At 62.9% G+C, this 19,078-nt stretch carries 14 protein-coding genes; 8 read left to right on the forward strand and 6 right to left on the reverse strand.

Going from position 1 to position 19,078, the window contains the following annotated elements; genetic code table 11:
- Nucleotides 1-138 precede the first annotated feature (138 nt).
- Complete coding sequence (locus AABE10_RS30245; protein ID WP_342936826.1) at nt 139-2,415, reverse strand: PA14 domain-containing protein; 2,277 nt, start codon at nt 2,413-2,415, stop codon at nt 139-141.
- A gap of 1,102 nt (nt 2,416-3,517) precedes the next feature.
- Between AABE10_RS30245 and AABE10_RS30255 the strand changes: the two genes are divergently transcribed.
- Entirely contained in the window at nt 3,518-3,859 is a 342-nt protein-coding gene (locus AABE10_RS30255; protein WP_342936827.1) for a BON domain-containing protein, read from the forward strand.
- Nucleotides 3,860-4,394: 535 nt separating this feature from the next.
- Here AABE10_RS30255 and AABE10_RS30260 read toward each other — a convergent pair.
- From AABE10_RS30260 to AABE10_RS30270, 3 genes are read right to left on the reverse strand one after another with little or no spacing between them, the layout of a single operon-like run.
- Entirely contained in the window at nt 4,395-5,132 is a 738-nt protein-coding gene (locus AABE10_RS30260; RefSeq protein WP_342936828.1) for an ABC transporter ATP-binding protein, read from the reverse strand.
- A 44-nt stretch (nt 5,133-5,176) separates the two neighbouring features.
- The gene (locus AABE10_RS30265) at nt 5,177-6,196 is read right to left on the reverse strand and encodes an ABC transporter substrate-binding protein (RefSeq protein ID WP_342936829.1); all 1,020 of its coding nucleotides are present in this window, start codon (nt 6,194-6,196) and stop codon (nt 5,177-5,179) included.
- Nucleotides 6,197-6,220: 24 nt separating this feature from the next.
- Nucleotides 6,221-6,715, reverse strand: a complete 495-nt coding sequence (locus AABE10_RS30270) for an ABC transporter permease (protein WP_342936830.1) — start codon at nt 6,713-6,715, stop codon at nt 6,221-6,223.
- Nucleotides 6,716-6,743: 28 nt separating this feature from the next.
- Between AABE10_RS30270 and AABE10_RS30275 the strand changes: the two genes are divergently transcribed.
- The 4 genes from AABE10_RS30275 to AABE10_RS30290 all read left to right on the forward strand — a co-directional run bounded on the left by AABE10_RS30275 (nt 6,744) and on the right by AABE10_RS30290 (nt 11,873).
- Nucleotides 6,744-7,094: a hypothetical protein gene (locus AABE10_RS30275; protein WP_342936831.1), complete on the forward strand. Its 351-nt coding sequence runs from the start codon at nt 6,744-6,746 to the stop codon at nt 7,092-7,094.
- A gap of 1,049 nt (nt 7,095-8,143) precedes the next feature.
- Nucleotides 8,144-9,955 (forward strand): sulfoacetaldehyde acetyltransferase, encoded by a 1,812-nt coding sequence (xsc, locus tag AABE10_RS30280; protein ID WP_342936832.1) that lies wholly within the window; start codon nt 8,144-8,146, stop codon nt 9,953-9,955.
- 85 nt (nt 9,956-10,040) lie between these two features.
- Nucleotides 10,041-11,075 carry a phosphate acetyltransferase gene (gene pta, locus AABE10_RS30285; protein ID WP_342936833.1) on the forward strand — a complete coding sequence of 345 codons (1,035 nt, stop codon included), beginning with the start codon at nt 10,041-10,043 and terminating at the stop codon, nt 11,073-11,075.
- 36 nt (nt 11,076-11,111) lie between these two features.
- Nucleotides 11,112-11,873, forward strand: coding sequence for a sulfite exporter TauE/SafE family protein (locus AABE10_RS30290; RefSeq protein WP_342936834.1), 762 nt, complete (start codon nt 11,112-11,114; stop codon nt 11,871-11,873).
- A 13-nt stretch (nt 11,874-11,886) separates the two neighbouring features.
- Here AABE10_RS30290 and AABE10_RS30295 read toward each other — a convergent pair whose 3' ends face one another.
- Nucleotides 11,887-13,623 carry a cobaltochelatase CobT-related protein gene (locus AABE10_RS30295; RefSeq protein WP_342936835.1) on the reverse strand — a complete coding sequence of 579 codons (1,737 nt, stop codon included), beginning with the start codon at nt 13,621-13,623 and terminating at the stop codon, nt 11,887-11,889.
- Entirely contained in the window at nt 13,620-14,615 is a 996-nt protein-coding gene (locus AABE10_RS30300) for an AAA family ATPase (protein WP_342936836.1), read from the reverse strand. Before AABE10_RS30300 ends, AABE10_RS30295 begins: the two co-directional genes overlap by 4 nt.
- Before the next feature lie 174 nt (nt 14,616-14,789).
- On the opposite strand from AABE10_RS30300, the gene xsc (AABE10_RS30305) reads away from it, so the two are divergent.
- The 3 genes from xsc (AABE10_RS30305) (at nt 14,790) to AABE10_RS30315 (ending at nt 19,065) form a co-directional block, all read left to right on the forward strand.
- A complete protein-coding gene (gene xsc / locus AABE10_RS30305) occupies nt 14,790-16,619 on the forward strand; it encodes a sulfoacetaldehyde acetyltransferase (protein WP_342936837.1) in 1,830 nt (609 codons plus the stop codon).
- 318 nt (nt 16,620-16,937) lie between these two features.
- Nucleotides 16,938-17,690 (forward strand): IclR family transcriptional regulator, encoded by a 753-nt coding sequence (locus AABE10_RS30310; protein WP_342936838.1) that lies wholly within the window; start codon nt 16,938-16,940, stop codon nt 17,688-17,690.
- A 448-nt stretch (nt 17,691-18,138) separates the two neighbouring features.
- Nucleotides 18,139-19,065: an NAD(P)-dependent oxidoreductase gene (locus AABE10_RS30315; protein WP_342936839.1), complete on the forward strand. Its 927-nt coding sequence runs from the start codon at nt 18,139-18,141 to the stop codon at nt 19,063-19,065.
- The last annotated feature ends 13 nt before the right edge of the window (nt 19,066-19,078 follow it).

Genomic DNA, 19,078 nt, shown 5'->3' on the forward strand with positions numbered 1-19,078 from the left:
GCACGGCGCAAAAATCATAAAGACGGTCGGACGCGGCGCAGACGGGGAGGCGGATCTTATTGCGTCGGTTGCAAAGCATTTTAAAGAAGCCGGCAGCGCTACTGCGTCGCCGGCTTCATCACCAGGCTCGAAACAGGATCAGTTCGTCGCCACTAGCGGACTGGACGGCACGATCCGCACTGCGGCAGGGCTCTGAACCAGCGGGTTCCACCACGACAGGTGCATGTTCGCCGCGCCCGTGCCATGCACGTACTCGACCTTGATCGACGTCGGCTGCTTCGCGGTCAGGAACACGATACCGCTCGCCGTCGAACGCGTCGAAGTCTTCTTGTTGATGATCTGCACGCCATTGATCCACAGACGCGCGACGTTGTCGCTGTCGATTGAGAACGTGTAGAGGCCCGTCGTCGACGCTTCGATCGCACCCGTCCAGCGAATGCCGTAGTTCGTCGCGTTGATGCCCGCCGACGCATCCGGCGAATCGGTGCCGCGCTCCGTGTTCAGATCGAAATCAACAAGCGGCGTCACCGATGTTTTCACGGGCGCACTGGCGAAGGTCGGATCGTTGTAGTACCCGACGTTCAGCACCGGGAGCTTCACATCGAATCCGCCCGTCAGCGCCTGCACTTCCGACGTCTGCCACGGATGGCCATCCGGATAGATCGTGCCCTGGAACGGCGTCGCGGGTTCGACCGTCGCCGGTGCGCTCGGCGTCTGCCCCCAGTGGAAACGCGTATTCGTGCGTCCAATCATCAGTTCCCAGATGATGAAGCCCGTCGTGCCGCCGTAGTTCGACACGATGCCCGGCATCGTCTGCCCGGTCGTGCCGGGGAAGCCGCGTTGCAGGGTTTCCGAATTCAGCGCGTTCACGTAACTGCCGTTCACCGGCCCCGTGTACGGGTTGTTATACGGATGGAACGCGTAGAAGTCCGAGAAGTACGTGCCTTCGTCTTCCTGCACCTGCGGCGAATTGATCGGCTGCGTTGCGCCCGCATTGAGAATCGCGATGCGCGCATCGTTCATCATCACTGCGCGCGTCTGCTGCAATGCGCCGTTGCCGCTGCACCCCGGCTCGTTCATCGGCTCCCAGAAGATGATGCGCGAGTCATTACGATGCGGCGCGACGAAGTCGGTGATGTAGTTCGCGAGGCTCGCCTTGTACGTGACGGCCGCGTTCGATGCGCTCGGCTTGAAGTACGCCTGTTCGATCGGCGCGCCCGGCGACTGCACCCACTGGCTGTTGTGCACGCCCCAGACAGGCGCGGGCTGCGGTCCGTACGCAGGCGTCGGGTTCCAGCAGTCGTCATAGAAGATCGGCGACACCTTTATTCCATGCCGCGCCGCAATTTCCAGCAGGTTCTCGAACTTGCTGAGGAACGCGACGCGGTCGTTGGCCCACACGAGGTAGTGTAGATATACGGCTATCGTGTTGATGCCGTAGGTCTGCGCATACGTCAGCTCGCGGTTCACGATCGCGGGATCGTAGTTCTCCCAGAAGTCGATTGCGTTGACGGCCGTCGATGGCGTGTAGACCATGCCGACCACCTTCGAGAAATCGAAGCTCGGCGAAGTAACAGTGGGATACGTCTTGATCGTGACGTTGCTGAACGTCGCGCCGACACCGAACCGGCGCACGCCGAAGGTGCCCTTTGCGAACGCGGCGGGCAGCGCATTGGTCGCGTCGTTCGCGCTGATCACGCGCTGCTGGTCGAGATCGACGGTGATCGCGGTGCCGCTCGTCGTCACTTTCAGATGGTGCGTGCTGCCACCTGTGATCGTGCTGTTCGGATACTGGATGAACTGCGTCCAGTTGTTGTTCTGACGGCCCACGACCAGCGTGTGCGTGCCGGTATCGAGGCCGACGTAATAGCCCGTCAGGCTGTCCGGGCCGCCCGCCGTCGGGTTGGTCGTGCGCACGATAAAGCCCGCGTTCGCTGGGCCCGTGCCCACGGGGTTCGTCACCGTGACGTCTGCTTCGTAGGACGCAGTCGCATACGTGCTGCCGAGGGCGACGGCCTTGTCCCCGGCGCCTGTGCCATTGGTTGCAGGCGCGGGAATCGTGATGCTCGACGGGGTCGCGCCCGCCACCCAGCCGTTTGTCGAACCCGGCGCGAGATAGCTCGTGAAGTCGCCATAGCTGAGCGTCGTCGTAGTAAGCGCGGCGGGCGGTGTGGGCGGCGTGTAGGGTGGAAGCGCTTTGTCCGGATCGCTGATGACGACAGCGGGCGTGGTGGTTCGCATGCCGAGTGGCGTGGATCCCGCCAGTCTGAATTCGCTCTGCACGGCGGCTGCCGATGCCGCGTTCGCGGCGGGCGTCTGTGTGTCCGCCACCGCTGTGGGGTTCGATGGATCGCTATTGCCACCGCACGCGGCCAGAATCACCGCGCTTGCCGAAAGCACGAAGAAGTTGCGCACCTGTCTCTCCTGTGATCCCCGCGTTTATAAAGGTCGAAGATTATTATTAATTTATCGTGCATAGCTCTTCCTTTTACCTACGCACGGTGATCCTGATACCTGGTAGAAACGGAAACGACACGGCGAAATTAATAATATTATTAGTCATCGATTACTGTATCGGGAGTTACCCTGGCGGAGTGCAAGCGTGGAAGTCATCCACGAAGCTCGACGGCGCTCGTGTTTCGAGCGGGGTACAGGTTGACGTGAGGCAGATGGAGAAACGCCTGGAAAGCCCGGCGTCGTTCGCCACGGAGTCGACAGCCGGGTTCGGGAATGGCGACGGTTGCGCCGCGACCCGACGAACCGCTTTAACAATTCCGTCGCCCCGGCCAACGCCACTCAGCGCGCTGTTGCGTCGCGACCGGGAGCCGCCTGACTGGAACGTGTATCTAAACGATCTATAAAGGCTGAGAACTTGCCGGCGAATTCCCGACGAGGATGGCCGCCTCCGAAGCACGCCACATGGTTTCTGCCGTCGCTATCAAGTTTGAGGCAGCCTCTATCTGGCACACTAACGGAACCGCGTGGTCCGTGACTCAAAGACTGGCCGTGTCGCGACCGGGCGCCCGTCGCCGTTGTCTTTTTCGCGTTCCATCTGATGGCTGGTTCTCGCTTGTGACCGTATGCGGCGCCGCCGCACGTCGCGCTATGGGACGCGGCATCGTCGCAAGGGTCATCGGAATTTCTGTCGACCGGCACGATGTTCATTCTGCCGATCCAGCTGACGTACGTGTACTGGTCGTACCGGGTGTTCCGCGGCAAGATGCGCTGTGGTGGCTATCGCTGAGCAGGCGGCGAACGCGATAGTCTGTGTGACTGTTCCTCGCTCATACTTTTACGACGCACTGAGTCAATCTCGACCTGCGCCGACCGGTAATACGAGCTTCGCGCGCCAAGGAGGCCGATCGCGCGCTGTCAGACGAATAATGCACAGGTGTCTCGATAACTACCCGGCAAGGCCATGCGGACGGCCTTTCAACTCCCCTTGAGCATTCGCCCGGATAATCGACTTCATGGCGCGATTCCTGCGTAATGCGTGAATCTGGATGACATAGCCGACATGCGAAACTCGCCATACCTCAAATTCCGCTTGCTGATCGTCGCAGTGTTCGCGTTGCCCACGTTCGCATTGACCAATGGCTGCAAGTCGACGGCGGCGCCGCCCGTGACAGCCGGGGAGATGGTCACTGACGACGCGACGCTCGCCATCCGCGTGAAGCAGGCGCTCGTTGGTGACCCGGGGCTGAGATCGTTACCGATAAGCGTCGCGACGTATCGAGGCACCGTGCAGTTGTCGGGATACGTCGATTCTGAAGTACAGCTTCAGAAAGCGCTTGCCGTAACGCGCGGTGTGTCGGGCGTGCAATCCGTGAGCAGCGAACTGCGCCTCAGGTCGCAATGACGCGTTCACCTCGACGGGAACGTTCTTAACTACGCATGCCGGTGCCCGCTTGCGAATTCGGGCGTGGCCCATATCGCACTCCCGATCGATATTCACGCGATGCGCGGCATCGAAAGAGAATCGCTTCAAACGTAACGTAAAGAGCCACACATCGACGGCCTGTGAGGTGCCGACACGCCGACGGGAGCCCGGCCTGATCGCAGCAGCAGGCGATGCACTTGCGGGATGCAAGAAAGTCGTGATCCTCGTGGGCGCCGGCGCGGGGCTGCCGTCATGCCTGCTCATCTCCGCTGAACATCGTCGCTATGTATTCGCGTACCGTCGCAACCGTCGCCCGGTCAGAAAGACATTCCGCAAAGGCCTCCGCTAAACCTGCCGGTACATGTCAGGACCAAAGATCAGGCAGACCGCTGCGATCTCGCGCGGCCCGAAATGGCGTGGCTCCTTGCGCACCTCGTACCCGTCTTCGAATCGCACATCATTGCGACACGGTATTCAGGCCATGCTAACGGTCGCCGGCGGAGTGTTGCTCATATCAATGCGCAAGAATGCCCATCGCGCGCTTTTTCAGTTCCAGAAAGTGCGGTTCGAAGGCGACCTTCGGGGTGCGAGGCCGTTCCAGTTCGATGGGCACGTCGAGCGCGACTCGCCCTGGCCGCGCCGACAGCACGACAAGACGCGTACCGAGAAAGATCGCTTCGTCGATGTCGTGAGTGATGAACACGACCGTGCAGTGAAGTTGCTCCCACAGTTCCGTCAGGAAGGTCTGCATGGAACTACGGGTCTGCGCATCCAGTGCGCCAAAGGGTTCGTCCATCAGCAGCACCTTCGGCTTCATGACGAGTGCCCGCGCAATAGCCACGCGCTGCTGCATGCCGCCCGACAGTTCATAGGTCTTGTGCCGGGCGAAAGACTCGAGGCCGATGATCCGCAGAATGTCGGCCGAGTCCTTTCGGCGTTGCGCCTTGGGCACCGAATGCAGTGACGGCCCGAACTCGATGTTTTCTTGCACGCTGAGCCACGGGAATAAACCGGCCTGCTGGAACACGACGACACGGTCGGCACCGGGCTGGTCCTTGATCTCGCCATCGATATAGATGTTGCCCCGCGTGGGTGACGTCAAACCCGCGAGCAGGTGCAGCAAGGTGGTCTTTCCGCAGCCGGAGGCGCCGAGCACGGTGACGAATTCGCCGCCCCGAAACTGCAGATTGATGTTTTCCAGTGCCGATGTCGCACCGAATGTCTTGTACAGGGAATCGATGACGATGTTCAAGTTCGTCTCCTGCTTGATGGTCGGACGGTCAATGGATCAATGGGTCAATGTGCGAAAGATCTGGAGTACTGTGGCGCGACATTCGAGTCGAAGTTCGCCGGTACCGACGGAATGCGGCCTATCATGTTGAGCACCTTGGCTGTATTCACCAGTGTCAGATAAGTTGCGGAGGTTTTGACGCCTGCGTCGAGGCCCATGACTTTCGGCGTGGTCTGGTCGGCGCCTGAGAACAGTTCGTAACCGGCGAGTTCGCTCTTCGCAACGGGCACGGTCACGCCTGTCGCGCGCGCCATTTCAGCAAGCGCCTGGTCCCGATTCTTCATCGTCACCTGATAGCCCTGGTCGAGAGCCGCGACGAAACCGCGGACCAGGTCGGGATGCGCCTTCGCCCACTCCGAATTGGCAATACAGACGTTATAGCTCGAGGCTTCTCGCGGCAGATCGCCATCGGTCTTGATTGCCTTGCCGCCGGCCGAGCGCAGCGCGCTGAATACCGGGTCCCAGACGATCGCCGCGTCGATCGCGCCCGTCACCCAGGACGTGCGCATCTGCGGAGGCGCCATGTTGATCTGCGTGACCGATGAATACGGCACGTGCGCAGCCGCGAGGAAGGTCGCCAGTTCGAAGGAGGCCTGCGAGCCAGCCACGATCGCGATCTTCTTGCCTTGCAGGGAAGCGACGTCATGGATGCCGCTGTCGGGCTTGACCACGATGCCAGCCGCATCCGTGTAGCGCTCCTGGTTGTACACGATCGTCATCGGCAAGCCCTGCGCGATGGCAGTGACGAGCGGTGGAACGCCGAGGCCGCACATGAACGTGAGACTGTTCGACGCCAACGCGCTCATCGCCGCCGGGCCAGAACTAAAGAGCTTGTACTGAACGTCAGCGTTCATCTGGTGTTCGAACATATGCTCAGCCATCGACACCATGTAAGGATCCGCGCCGTTATCCTCATAGCCGATGATGACCTCGGGCTTGTTCTGTGAGTAAGCGACGCCCGGAACAATACAGCTGCCGGCAAGCATAGCTGCGGTGACGCCAAAGACCCATTGCATCTTTTTCATTTTTCGTCTCCTCCAGTAACCCGATCAGTTATGTCCGCGCCAGGGAACGACCAGATTTTCGACCTTGCGAATCACCAGTTCCATTGCGTACCCGATCAACCCGATGATCACGATACCAACGATCACAATGCCAACCTGCAGCGCCTGTCCTGCGAACTGCACGAGCCAGCCCAGCCCGCTGCTCGCCGCGATCAGTTCCGCTGCAACAAGACACGTCCACGCTACGCCGATCCCCACGCGCATCGCGGTGAAGATCTCCGGCAGCGCCGAAGGCAGCACGACCCTGCGGAAGATTTGCGCATTGGTCGCACCGAGCGTGCGAGCGACCGAGATGCGTAAAGGCGGCGTGCTTTTCACGCCCGACATGGTGCCGATGATGATGACGGGAATCGTGCCGACGAGAATCAGGATGGCTTTAGGTAATTCGCCAATGCCGAACCACACCACCAGCAGCGGAATATAGGCAAGCGGTGGCACCGGCCGTACGAATTGCAGCAACGGATCGATGATGTCGAACACGATCTTGTTCCTCGACATCAGGAGTCCGATGGGAACGCCGATCGCAATCGCGCCAACGAAGCCGATAACGATGCGAAAGCAACTAATCAGAACGTCGCTAACGAGCGTCTGCCCGCCATATCCATTGTGGACGATTTCGACGAAGGCCTGCCACACGGCCACCGGCGAAGGTAGCGCGAACGCGGGGAAGATTCCCGCCATCGATATCGCCTGCCAAAGCACGACGGATATCACGAGTACGGCGGTCGTCAACCAGTACGAATTCCACTTCCCGCGGACGCGGCGGATTTTGATCACCGGCTCGATCGTCGAGTCAGCGGGATGCTTCATCGTCTTTGCTAGTCTGGGTAAGGCTCTCACCGCCACCTCCTCAAGTTGAAAAACAATGAGCACGCCAAGGAACGCCCTTTGTTACCTGATTCGCACGCGCGGCGCACGGATTGCAGCGTTGAACTGCTGCTCGGCAAGGTGAAGTTCCGCGTCCTGTAGTGGTTCCGTCTCAAGTATAGTCAGCGGCTACCAGGACGGATTTCAGCTTCTCGCACTTGCAATCTCGCGCGTTTCATCAAGCATTCTCAATCAATAAAGCGACGGGTAGTACCAGGCGAGAATATCCGATGGAGCCAGTGCGGGACGAGCATTGTTCTTCTGTTTTTCGCGGTGTCGCGGGAACACCCAGGCTGATTTCTTCCGACTATTTCAACGGTCGCGCTGTCCACAGCAAGCGCTCGACGCCGAGCTCGCGTCGAGCCTGCGCCCGAAAGCGTTGTGCGGACCGTCTCATAGCGAGCAGTCGCTCCGGGGATTCACTTGATCGACCCGGGGTCCGGCTTGACTGCGAGATAAGTGCCGATAACGGGTCTCACAACCGCCATTTCGTCTGCGTCTCAATCGCAGGAGGGAACATGCCGACCCGTCCGCCGTCCGCGCTTCGGACCAGCAAGGCTCGCGGTCGCAGGAGTCAAAGATAGGCCCGCAGCGCCAGATTCCTGCGCCGCTAGTGGCGGTCATCCATCGATCGCGCCAATTTGCAGAACTACGCATATTTCCTATCTACAGCCTGATTCGATCGATCGCGACGAGTCCGTACAGAGGCGCGATCCCGTTATCACGGTCCCTGCGTGCATGTGCGCAGGACGTGCGCCAGCAGCAACCTTCCTGCGCCCTTCAGGTTCGCGCGCTGGCCCAGGCGAAAGCTCCTCACTGGTGCTACCGCCCTCGACGGGCAAACCGTAACGTGGCGATATGCCATTTCCCGACGCGCACAAGGAACAGGGACGCATCGGCTGAAGGTGTCGGCCGTTTTGAAACAGAACGTTCCATTTCATTTCAAATTCATCCAATGCGGACGGAATCCCTTGACCCGTATGGGGCACCGAATAGCATTCGAAATACGGCATTCCGTCAAACGATAACCGGAGACAGTTGATGAGCGAAAAGACCCCACCCCAGACGGCCAGCGGTCCACAGGACATGACGCCGTCCGAAGCCTTTGTCGAAACCCTGGCCGCCAACGGCGTGACCGAGATGTTCGGCATCATGGGCTCCGCCTTCATGGATGCGATGGACATCTTCGCGCCCGCCGGCATCCGCCTGATTCCCGTCGTCCACGAACAGGGCGCCGGTCACATGGCCGACGGCTATGCGCGCGTCTCGGGCCGCCATGGCGTGGTCATCGGCCAGAACGGGCCCGGCATCAGCAACGCCGTCACCGCGATTGCCGCCGCCTACTGGGCGCACAGTCCCGTGGTCATCGTCACGCCCGAGGCGGGCACCATGGGCATCGGACTGGGCGGCTTCCAGGAAGCGAAGCAGCTGCCGATGTTCCAGGAGTTCACCAGATACCAGGGCCACGTCACGCATCCGGCGCGCATGGCCGAGTTCACGGGACGCTGCTTCGACCGCGCGATGGCCGAGATGGGACCCACGCAGCTCAACATCCCGCGCGACTACTTCTACGGCCAGATCAGGGCCGAGATCCCGCAGCCGCAACGGCTCGATCGCGGCGCGGGCGGCGAGCAGCGCCTGGACGAAGCGGCCGGACTGCTCGCGCAGGCGAAGTTCCCCGTGATCATCTCCGGCGGCGGCGTGGTGATGGCCGACGCCCTGGACGAATGCCAGGCGCTCGCCGAGCGGCTCGGCGCGCCCGTCGTCAACAGCTATCTGCATAACGACTCGTTCCCGGCAAGGCACCCGCTGTGGTGCGGCCCGCTCGGCTACCAGGGCTCGAAGGCCGCGATGAAGCTGCTCGCGCAGGCCGACGTCGTGCTCGCGCTGGGCTCGCGTCTGGGCCCGTTCGGCACGCTGCCGCAGCACGGCCTCGACTACTGGCCGAAGAACGCGAAGATCATCCAGATCGATGCCGATCACAGGATGCTCGGGCTGGTGAAGAAGATTTCCGTGGGCATCTGCGGCGATGCAAAGGCCGCGGCCAGTGCGCTCACCGCGCGCCTCGCGCAGCGCACGCTCGCCTGCGATGCCACGCGCGAGGCGCGCGCCAGCCAGATCGCCGAAGAGAAGGCGGCATGGGAGAAGGAGCTCGACGGCTGGACGCATGAGCGCGACCCGTACAGCCTCGACATGATCGAGGAGCAGAAGAACGAGCGCCCCTTCAGCGGCGGCGAGTATCTGCATCCGCGCCAGGTGCTGCGCGAGCTGGAAAAGGCAATGCCCGACGATGTGATGGTGTCCACCGATATCGGCAACATCAACTCGGTGGCCAACAGCTATCTGCGCTTCAACAAGCCGCGCAGCTTCTTCGCGGCAATGAGCTGGGGCAACTGCGGCTACGCGTTCCCCACCATCATCGGCGCGAAGGTCGCGGCGCCGCATCGTCCCGCGATCTCCTATGCGGGCGATGGCGCGTGGGGCATGAGCATGATGGAGACGCTCACCTGCGTGCGGCACAACATCCCCGTGACGGCCGTGGTGTTCCACAACCGCCAGTGGGGCGCGGAAAAGAAGAACCAGGTGGACTTCTACAACCGCCGCTTCGTCGCCGGCGAGCTGGACAATCCGAGCTTCGCGGGCATCGCGAAGGCCATGGGCGCCGAGGGCATCGTCGTCGACCGGCTCGAGGACGTCGGCCCGGCGCTGAAGAAGGCGATCGACCTGCAGATGAATCACGGCAAGACCACGATCGTCGAGATCATGTGCACGCGCGAACTGGGCGATCCGTTCCGCCGCGACGCGCTGTCCCGCCCCGTGCGCCTGCTCGACAAGTACAAGGACTACGTCTGATCGAGCCCTCCCGCAGCGCGGCGTTCCCCGACACCTTCCGGCTGTGCCGGGAACGCCGCCTGTACCATTACAGGCCATCGCCGCCATGAAACCCATCTATCGCATCATCGAAAGCGCGCGTCAGTTGCCGATGCGCATCGTGCTGTGCGAGTCCGAGGACGCGCGCGTGCTGCGCGCCGCGCAACGCGCGACGCAGGAAGGCATCGCCCGTATCGTGCTGGTCGGCGACACTGGGCCCACCCGGCAAGCCGCCGGGAAAGAAGGCATCGATCTCACCGGCATCGAGCTTGTCACGCCCGCGACCTCCCCCCTTTCCCGGCAGTTCGCCGAAGAACTGTTCGCGCTGCGCAGCAAGAAAGGCATGACACGCGACGAAGCGCAGCGCGAAGTGCTCAATCCGCTTTGCTTCGCGAACCTGATGGTGCGCCTCGGGTACGCTGACGGCTCCGTTGCGGGCGCAGTCAACACCACGGCCGACGTCGTGCGCAACGCGATCCAGATCATCGGCATTCGCCCGTCGTTCAAGCTCGTGTCGAGCTTCTTCCTGATGATGCTCTGCGAGCCCTTCCATACGATGAAGGGCGGACTGATCTTTTCGGACTGCGCGCTCGTCGTCGAACCCGACGCCGCGCAGCTCTCCGAAATCGCGATGGCCGCTGCGGACAGCACCCGGGCCCTATTGATGGAAGAGCCCAAAGTGGCGATGCTGTCGTTCTCCACCAGCGGCAGCGCGCACCATGCCGCTGTCGACAAGGTCGTCGAGGCGACACGACTCGTCAAGGAAGCACGCCCGCATCTGGCCATCGACGGCGACGTGCAGCTCGACGCCGCGATCGTCGCCGAGATCGCGATGCGCAAGGTTCATCATTCGCAGGTCGAGGGCCACGCCAACACGCTGATCTTTCCGGGCCTCGAAGCGGGCAATATCGGCTACAAGCTCGCGGAGCGCATCGGCGGTGCGAAGGCCATCGGCCCCTTGCTGCAAGGCCTGCAAAAACCCGCCAACGACCTTTCGCGCGGGTGCAGCGAAGATGATATTTACTACGTGATTGCAGTAACCTGCGTACAGGCACATGCAGCACTCGGAGTCCTGCCCGCAGATGAACACGCATCATCATGATTCGAAACCGGGTGTCAGGGAGGCCATGCCTCCATCATGACCCCGGACAAGCTGATACCTCTTCTGGCGCTGATGGGCGCCGCAAGCTATTTCCAGACGGTGACGGGCTTCGGGCTCGGCATGATCGTAATCGGCATCGCGAGCGGAACGAACCTCGCGCCCGTTGCGAGCGTGGCCGCGCTCGTCAGCGTCGTGACGCTCGCGAACTGTTCGATCGCCCTGCCCGGCAAGCTGCATCATGTCGATTGGCGCGCGGTGGGCGCTGCCACGCTCGGCATCGTCCCTTCCGTGATGGCGGGCGTCGCGCTACTCGATTATCTGAGCGCGGCCGCATCGACGGTGCTACATCTGCTGCTGGGCATCGTCGTGCTGTATGGCGGCATCGGCTCCGCGTTACGGCCCGAGCCACTCGAACAGCGCTCGGGTAATCGCGGCTTCTTCGTAAGCGGAGTGTTCGGCGGTCTGCTGAGCGGCATGTTCGGCATATCGGGGCCGCCGCTCATCTATCAGTTCTATAGACAGCCGTTGTCTGTCACGCAGATCCGCTGCGCGCTGATTGTTCTGTTCGGTGAGACTGCCGCGATCCGAACGGCGTTCAGCGCATCGACGGGCCAGTTGAACTCCGCCGTCTGGATACAGGCAGCGATCGCGCTGCCCGTCGTCAGCCTGGCGACACTGGCCGCGCGTCATCGACCGCCGCCGCTGTCGGGCATGGCGACGCGGCGCGTCGCGTTCGGCGTGCTGATGATCATCGGCGGACAGCTCGTGTTGACCTCCGTCTGGCGGCTTGTCGCGTAGTGCTTATCTGGCGCTACCGGCCGCGCCGTCCGCCTGCACCGATAAAGCCCACGACCTCGGCAAGCAGGATCATGTCAGGCGGCGCCGAAAGGTCCACGGCCAGCGAATGCCGATAGTACGGACTGAGATCGAGCCCGATACCGAGCCCCAGCACTTCGATATCGCCTGCCGCCTGCTGCTCGCGGATCACCTGCTTCAGATGATTGTCGAGGTAGTAGGTGTCGTTGGCCTGGTGGGTCGCGGCGTCCATCGGGCTGCCGTCCGATACGACGATCAGGATGCGCCGGTTCACGGAATGCGCGCGCAATCTGTTGCACGCCCACGCGACAGCTTCGCCGTCGACGCCCTCGCGAAAGAGATCGCCCTTGAGCAGAGCGGCGATATCGGTGCGCGCGCGTCGCCAGCCCGTTTCGACATCCTTGAACACGAGATGGCTCACTTCGTTCAGCCGCCCCGGATGACGCGGCCGCCCCTGCGCCAGCCAGTCGAGCCGCGCGCGGCCGCCGTTCCATGCGCCTGTCGTGAAGCCCAGCACTTCGCTTGCGATGCCCGCTGAGTCGAGCGCTCGCGTCAGCACATCGATCAGCATCGTGACGGGTTCGATCTGCGCTCGCATGGAGCCCGAGCAGTCGATCAGAAAGGTCACCATCGATTCGGCGATCAACTTGTGATGTTCGAGGCGAAACAGACGCCGCTCGGCGGGCGAGCTGACGAGTTGCGCGAGCCGCCTTCCGTCGATGCGTCCATGTTCTTCGCCAAACGACCAACCGTCGCGCTGCGGCGCAGCGAGCGCGGCCTTCAACGCGCGCGCGAGACGCGGCACATTGAGCGCCTGTGCACCGATGCGTTGGTCGAGGCGCTCGCGATACTCCGCAAGCAACGCCTTGCGCACGAGCGTTGCCGCATAGCATTCGCGATCGTAGCGGGTGGTGAAGACGCGATAGCCCTGCTCCGACGCCCGCAGCACGCGGCTCTCGCCCGTGTGCGCGAGCGTGATGCCTTCCTCGTCGCCGTCTTCGAAGTCGAGAAAGAGCGAGAACGCATTGCGCGCCGCCTCGTCGTCCTGTTGATCGTCGGGTTCGTCGGGCAGACGCGCGGCGCGTTCGGCGTCGATCATCTCGCTGATCTGCCGCGCCAGTTCGAGCGCATGTACCGCGAACGCGCGCTGGTCGTGACGCATGCGCCGCATGCCGGCAAGCGACGCGCCGATCACAGGTGCAATGGAGGCCCGCGTTGCTTCAATGAGACCTTCCGTTTCCTCGAGCGCAGGCCAACCCGACAGACGCGACCAGCACATCTGGGCGACCGTATAGAGCAGCAGCCCCATATGGCCATCGACAATCCCCGAGCGATGCATGCCGCGCGACCAGGCTTCGAAGCGGCTCCGCAGATTCAGCGCCAGTCCAGGCATGCCTTTGGGCAACAACGATTCGCAGCGCAGCTGTTCGAGCAGTTCGAATAGCAGACGCTCGACGGAACCCTCCGGTAGCAGCCGACGATGCAGTTCCGCATCGGAATGCCGTATCCGCAATGCCGCCCCGTCCGCCGCGCCGCGCGACGACGCCAACGTGTCTTCCGCGGCGGCCGTCCGCAGATGCGGCGCAAGAATGGGCAACGGCTTCATGTTCCGGCATAGACGGCCATTGCTGTAATGCAACGCGGCGTCGCCCGTGAGCGCGCGCGCGGCCGCTGCACGCAGCGCGTCGGCGCGTGCCGCGCGCCGGGCCGCTTCGCGATCGGACGACTTCATGGCGTTGTCGCGTCGAGCGCGCGGCCGCTTTCGAATGAGGCCAGTTCCTTGCCGAACGCGCGCTGGAAGTATTCGGCGACGACCGGCCGCTCGGCTTCGTCGCACTTGTTCAGGAACGTCAGGCAAAACGCGAGGCCCGGGTCCCGAAAGATCCTGATGTTCTCCGCCCAGTTGATCACGGTGCGCGGCGACATCAGCGTCGACAGGTCACCTGCCGCAAAGCCTTTGCGAGTCAGTTCGGCGACGCTGACCATCGATTCGACGAGCGCGCGGCCTGCTGCGTCGTCGAGCTCGGGCGCACGCGCGAGCACGATCGCCCGCTCGTCCTCGCGCGACAGATAGTTCAGTGTCGCGACGACGTTCCAGCGGTCGATCTGCGCATGATTCAGCGTCTGCGTGCCGTGATAGAGCCCGTTGAGATTGCCGAGTCCGACGGTGTTGGTTGTCGCGAACAGCCGGAAACATGGATGCGGACGAATCACGCGGTTCTGGTCGAGCAGCGTGAACTTGCCGTCGGTTTCGAGGATGCGCTGGATGACGAACATCACGTCGGGGCGACCCGCATCGTATTCGTCGAAGATCAGTGCGACAGGCCGCTGCAAGGCCCAGGGCACGATCCCTTCCTGAAACTCAGTGACCTGATGATCGCCGCGCACGACGATCGCATCCTTGCCGACGAGATCGAGCCGGCTGATGTGACCATCCAGATTGACGCGCACGCACGGCCAGTTCAGGCGCGCGGCTACCTGTTCGATGTGAGACGACTTGCCTGTGCCGTGAAGCCCCTGAACCATCACACGCCGGTTGCACATGAAGCCGGCGAGGATCGCTAACGTCACTTCAGTGTTGAAGCGATAAACCTCGTCGATTTCCGGAACGCGATCGTCCCGCTCGCTGAACGCGGGCACTTTCAGATCTACATCGATGCCGAACACGCTGCGCGCGTCCATCATGCGATCCGGCTTGCCAGTCACGATATCGGTCACTTCCATCCTCCTGTTCGAACGCGATCACCAACGCCTTTCCCATCATAACGTCGTTATCTTTTAGATACAAATCGTTCCATTAATCGTTTTTGTAGGTTGACTGTGGCCTCCTTTCATCCTAAATTCTGATCATGCATCTTATTTGGAACGTTTCGTTCCGTTTAATTAACTGGAGACACCATGAGCGAGCAAGATCCGGCCATTTCCGCCCCGCATGCCACCGCCGCCAGCGGTCCACAGGACATGACGCCGTCCGAAGCCTTTGTCGAAACCCTGGCCGCCAATGGCGTGACCGAGATGTTCGGCATCATGGGCTCCGCCTTCATGGATGCGATGGACATCTTCGCGCCCGCCGGCATCCGTCTGATTCCCGTCGTCCACGAACAGGGCGCCGGTCACATGGCCGACGGCTATGCGCGCGTCTCGGGCCGCCATGGCGTGGTCATCGGCCAGAACGGGCCCGGCATCAGCAACGCCGTCACCGCGATTGCCGCCGCCTACTGGGCGCACAGCCCCGTGGTCATCGTCACGCCCGAGGCGGGCACCATGGGCATCGGACTGGGCGGCTTCCAGGAAGCGAAGCAGCTGCCGATGTTCCAGGAGTTCACCAGATACCAGGGCCACGTCACGCATCCGGCGCGCATGGCCGAGTTCACGGGACGCTGCTTCGACCGCGCGATGGCCGAGATGGGACCCACGCAGCTCAACATCCCGCGCGACTACTTCTACGGCCAGATCAGGGCCGAGATCCCGCAGCCGCAACGGCTCGATCGCGGCGCGGGCGGCGAGCAGCGCCTGGACGAAGCGGCCGGCCTGCTCGCGCAGGCGAAGTTCCCCGTGATCATCTCCGGCGGCGGCGTGGTGATGGCCGACGCCCTGGACGAATGCCAGGCGCTCGCCGAGCGGCTCGGCGCGCCCGTCGTCAACAGCTATCTGCATAACGACTCGTTCCCGGCAAGGCACCCGCTGTGGTGCGGCCCGCTCGGCTACCAGGGCTCGAAGGCCGCGATGAAGCTGCTCGCGCAGGCCGACGTCGTGCTCGCGCTGGGCTCGCGTCTGGGCCCGTTCGGCACGCTGCCGCAGCACGGCCTCGACTACTGGCCGAAGAACGCGAAGATCATCCAGATCGATGCCGATCACAGGATGCTCGGGCTGGTGAAGAAGATTTCCGTGGGCATCTGCGGCGATGCAAAGGCCGCGGCCAGTGCGCTCACCGCGCGCCTCGCGCAGCGCACGCTCGCCTGCGATGCCACGCGCGAGGCGCGCGCCAGCCAGATCGCCGAAGAGAAGGCGGCATGGGAGAAGGAGCTCGACGGCTGGACGCATGAGCGCGACCCGTACAGCCTCGACATGATCGAGGAGCAGAAGAACGAGCGCCCCTTCAGCGGCGGCGAGTATCTGCATCCGCGCCAGGTGCTGCGCGAGCTGGAAAAGGCAATGCCCGACGATGTGATGGTGTCCACCGATATCGGCAACATCAACTCGGTGGCCAACAGCTATCTGCGCTTCAACAAGCCGCGCAGCTTCTTCGCGGCGATGAGCTGGGGCAACTGCGGCTACGCGTTCCCCACCATCATCGGCGCGAAGGTCGCGGCGCCGCATCGTCCCGCGATCTCCTATGCGGGCGATGGCGCGTGGGGCATGAGCATGATGGAGACGCTCACCTGCGTGCGGCACAACATCCCCGTGACGGCCGTGGTGTTCCACAACCGCCAGTGGGGCGCGGAAAAGAAGAACCAGGTGGACTTCTACAACCGCCGCTTCGTCGCCGGCGAGCTGGACAATCCGAGCTTCGCGGGCATCGCGAAGGCCATGGGCGCCGAGGGCATCGTCGTCGACCGGCTCGAGGACGTCGGCCCGGCGCTGAAGAAGGCGATCGACCTGCAGATGAATCACGGCAAGACCACGATCGTCGAGATCATGTGCACGCGCGAACTGGGCGATCCGTTCCGCCGCGACGCGCTGTCCCGCCCCGTGCGCCTGCTCGACAAGTACAAGGACTACGTCTGATCGAGCCCTCCCGCAGCGCGGCGTTCCCCGACACCTTCCGGCTGTGCCGGGAACGCCGCCTGTCACGCCGCAATAACATTACATCGTCGTCCGGGAGTACGGGAGGCACGCACCATGGACACGACAGCGTCGTTCGGCGACGCAGCGATGGAGCCAAAAGCATCCGACAACAGGGGCAGCATCACATCGACTCGTTCCGAAATTCGAAATCGGACGGCTTCTGACGCGTCCACTTCGTATGATCCGGACCCTCCGCCGAGCCCACGCGGCAAGCGCATTCAGTACAATACGGCCGATCCATTTTCCGGAACGGCGGACATGAACAAGGCTGACACTCCGACGCTGCGCGCGTTCGCTCTGCTCGAACATCTCGTCGCCGCGGACGGCCCCGTGTCGCTGGCCGACATCACGCACGACATCGATCTTCCGAAGGCGTCGTTGCATCGCATGCTGAGTTCGCTTGAAGCCGGCGGCCTCGTGATACGCGAACCGGGACAGAAAAACGCCTACGTGATCGGCCCGCGCCTCGCGCAACTGGGGCTTGGCGTGATGATGCAGTCGAGCGCCCGGCGCCTGAGGCATGCGATCCTCGGACACCTCGTCGCGGATCTCGGCGAGACGTGCAACCTGACGATGCTTCACGAAACGGAAGTGCTCTATCTCGACCGCATGGAGGCGCCGTGGCCGTTACGCCTCGACCTGAAGCCCGGTTCGCATGTGCCCGCCTATTGCAGCGCGAGCGGCAAGTTGCTGCTTGCGATGCTCCCTCGCGAAGACCGCGCGGCGCTCGTGCGGGCGCTGCAATTGCAGCGTTTCACCCCTAACACGCTCACCGACCCCGCGTTGCTCGAAAGCGAGCTGGACCGTATCGCGCATAAGGGAATCGCTGTGGACAATGAAGAATTTGTCGTCGGAATTGCCTGCGTGGCCGCGCCCGTCAGAAACGAACAAGGGAAATGTATTGCCGCCATCGCGGTGCATGCCCCCGTGTCGCGGACGCCGCTTTCACGGGCTCTGGAATTCATTCCCCGGCTGCAGGAAGCGGCGAGTGAACTCGCCAGGACATTTTGATTCCTTGTAGCCGGCTGCGGGAGATAGCAGGTCGCAGGAACGTGGTCACGTCCGCGACGCTTCTATTTTTGACTGGCTCCCGTTACCACCTGCCTTCGCGCGATCCGCTTGCCGCCATCGATGTCACTCGCGCGGATGCCCACCGCGGCATCCCGCCCTACGCCTGCGTATAGTCAAGATTGCGGCTGCCGAGCCTCGGCGAAGAAGAACTACCGCGCAGCCACAAGTCCCGACTGCTGAATCATCGACGCCGCGCAAGTCAGCACGAACGACAGCCCAATCGAGCGCGCGCTTGCGCCCGGCGCGATCAGGCTGAACGGCGAGACGAACGCAGCAGCCGACAGCCGATTCGATGATCGGCAGTCAGCCGCTGTATGCCGTCGATTCAGTCTCGCGCCGTCCTGCGATAATCGTTGTTCCCTTCCCCGTCTTCTTCCAAGGAGTCACAGTGAGCGATACATCAGCCCCGGTTACGGGAGGCGCGGCACCGCGTGTCGCACGTGTTGCGTTTCTCGGCCTCGGTGTCATGGGTTATCCGATGGCAGGGCATCTGGCGAAGTCCGGCCTCGACGTGACGGTCTATAACCGCACCGCGTCGAAGGCTGCGCAATGGGCGTCGGAATATGGCGGACGCGCAGCTCCGACGCCGCGCGAAGCAGCGAACGGCGCCGAGCTCGTGCTCGCGTGCGTCGGCAACGACGATGATCTGCGCAGCGTCGCGCTAGGTGATGATGGTGCTTTCGCCGGGATGGCATCGGGCGCCGTCTTCATCGATCACACGACGGCCTCGGCCGATGTGGCGCGCGAACTCTTTGCGCTTGCAACGCAACGCGGCCTGCACTTCATCGATGCGCCCGTATCGGGCGGCGAAGCGGGCGCGAAGAATGGCACGCTGACCATCATGTGCGGCGGCGACGCTGACGCCTTCGAACGCGCTCGCGGCACGCTGGAGCACTACGCCGCTGCTGTCACGCTGCTCGGCCCCGCAGGTGCCGGCCAGCTCGCGAAGATGGTCAACCAGATCTGCATCGCGGGCCTGGTCCAGGGCCTGTCGGAAGCGCTGCATTTCGGCCAGCGCGCCGGGCTCGACATGGCGCGCGTGCTGGAGGTGATCGGCAAGGGTGCGGCGGCCAGCTGGCAGATGGCCAACCGCGGCCCGACCATGCTCGAAGGCAAGTTCGACTTCGGCTTTGCCGTCGACTGGATGCGCAAAGACCTCGGCATCTGTCTCGACGAAGCGAAGCGCAACGGCGCGTCGCTACCCGTCACGGCGCTCGTCGATCAGTTCTACGGCGACGTGCAGGCGCTCGGCGGCAACCGCTTCGACACGTCCAGCCTGATCTGGCGGTTGCGCAAAGTGAATCCCGCGGGCTGAGGTTCGTCGCGGC

Origin of the sequence: Paraburkholderia diazotrophica, from assembly GCF_038900755.1 — a bacterium.
GTDB classification, from domain to species: Bacteria; Pseudomonadota; Gammaproteobacteria; order Burkholderiales; family Burkholderiaceae; genus Paraburkholderia; species Paraburkholderia diazotrophica_A.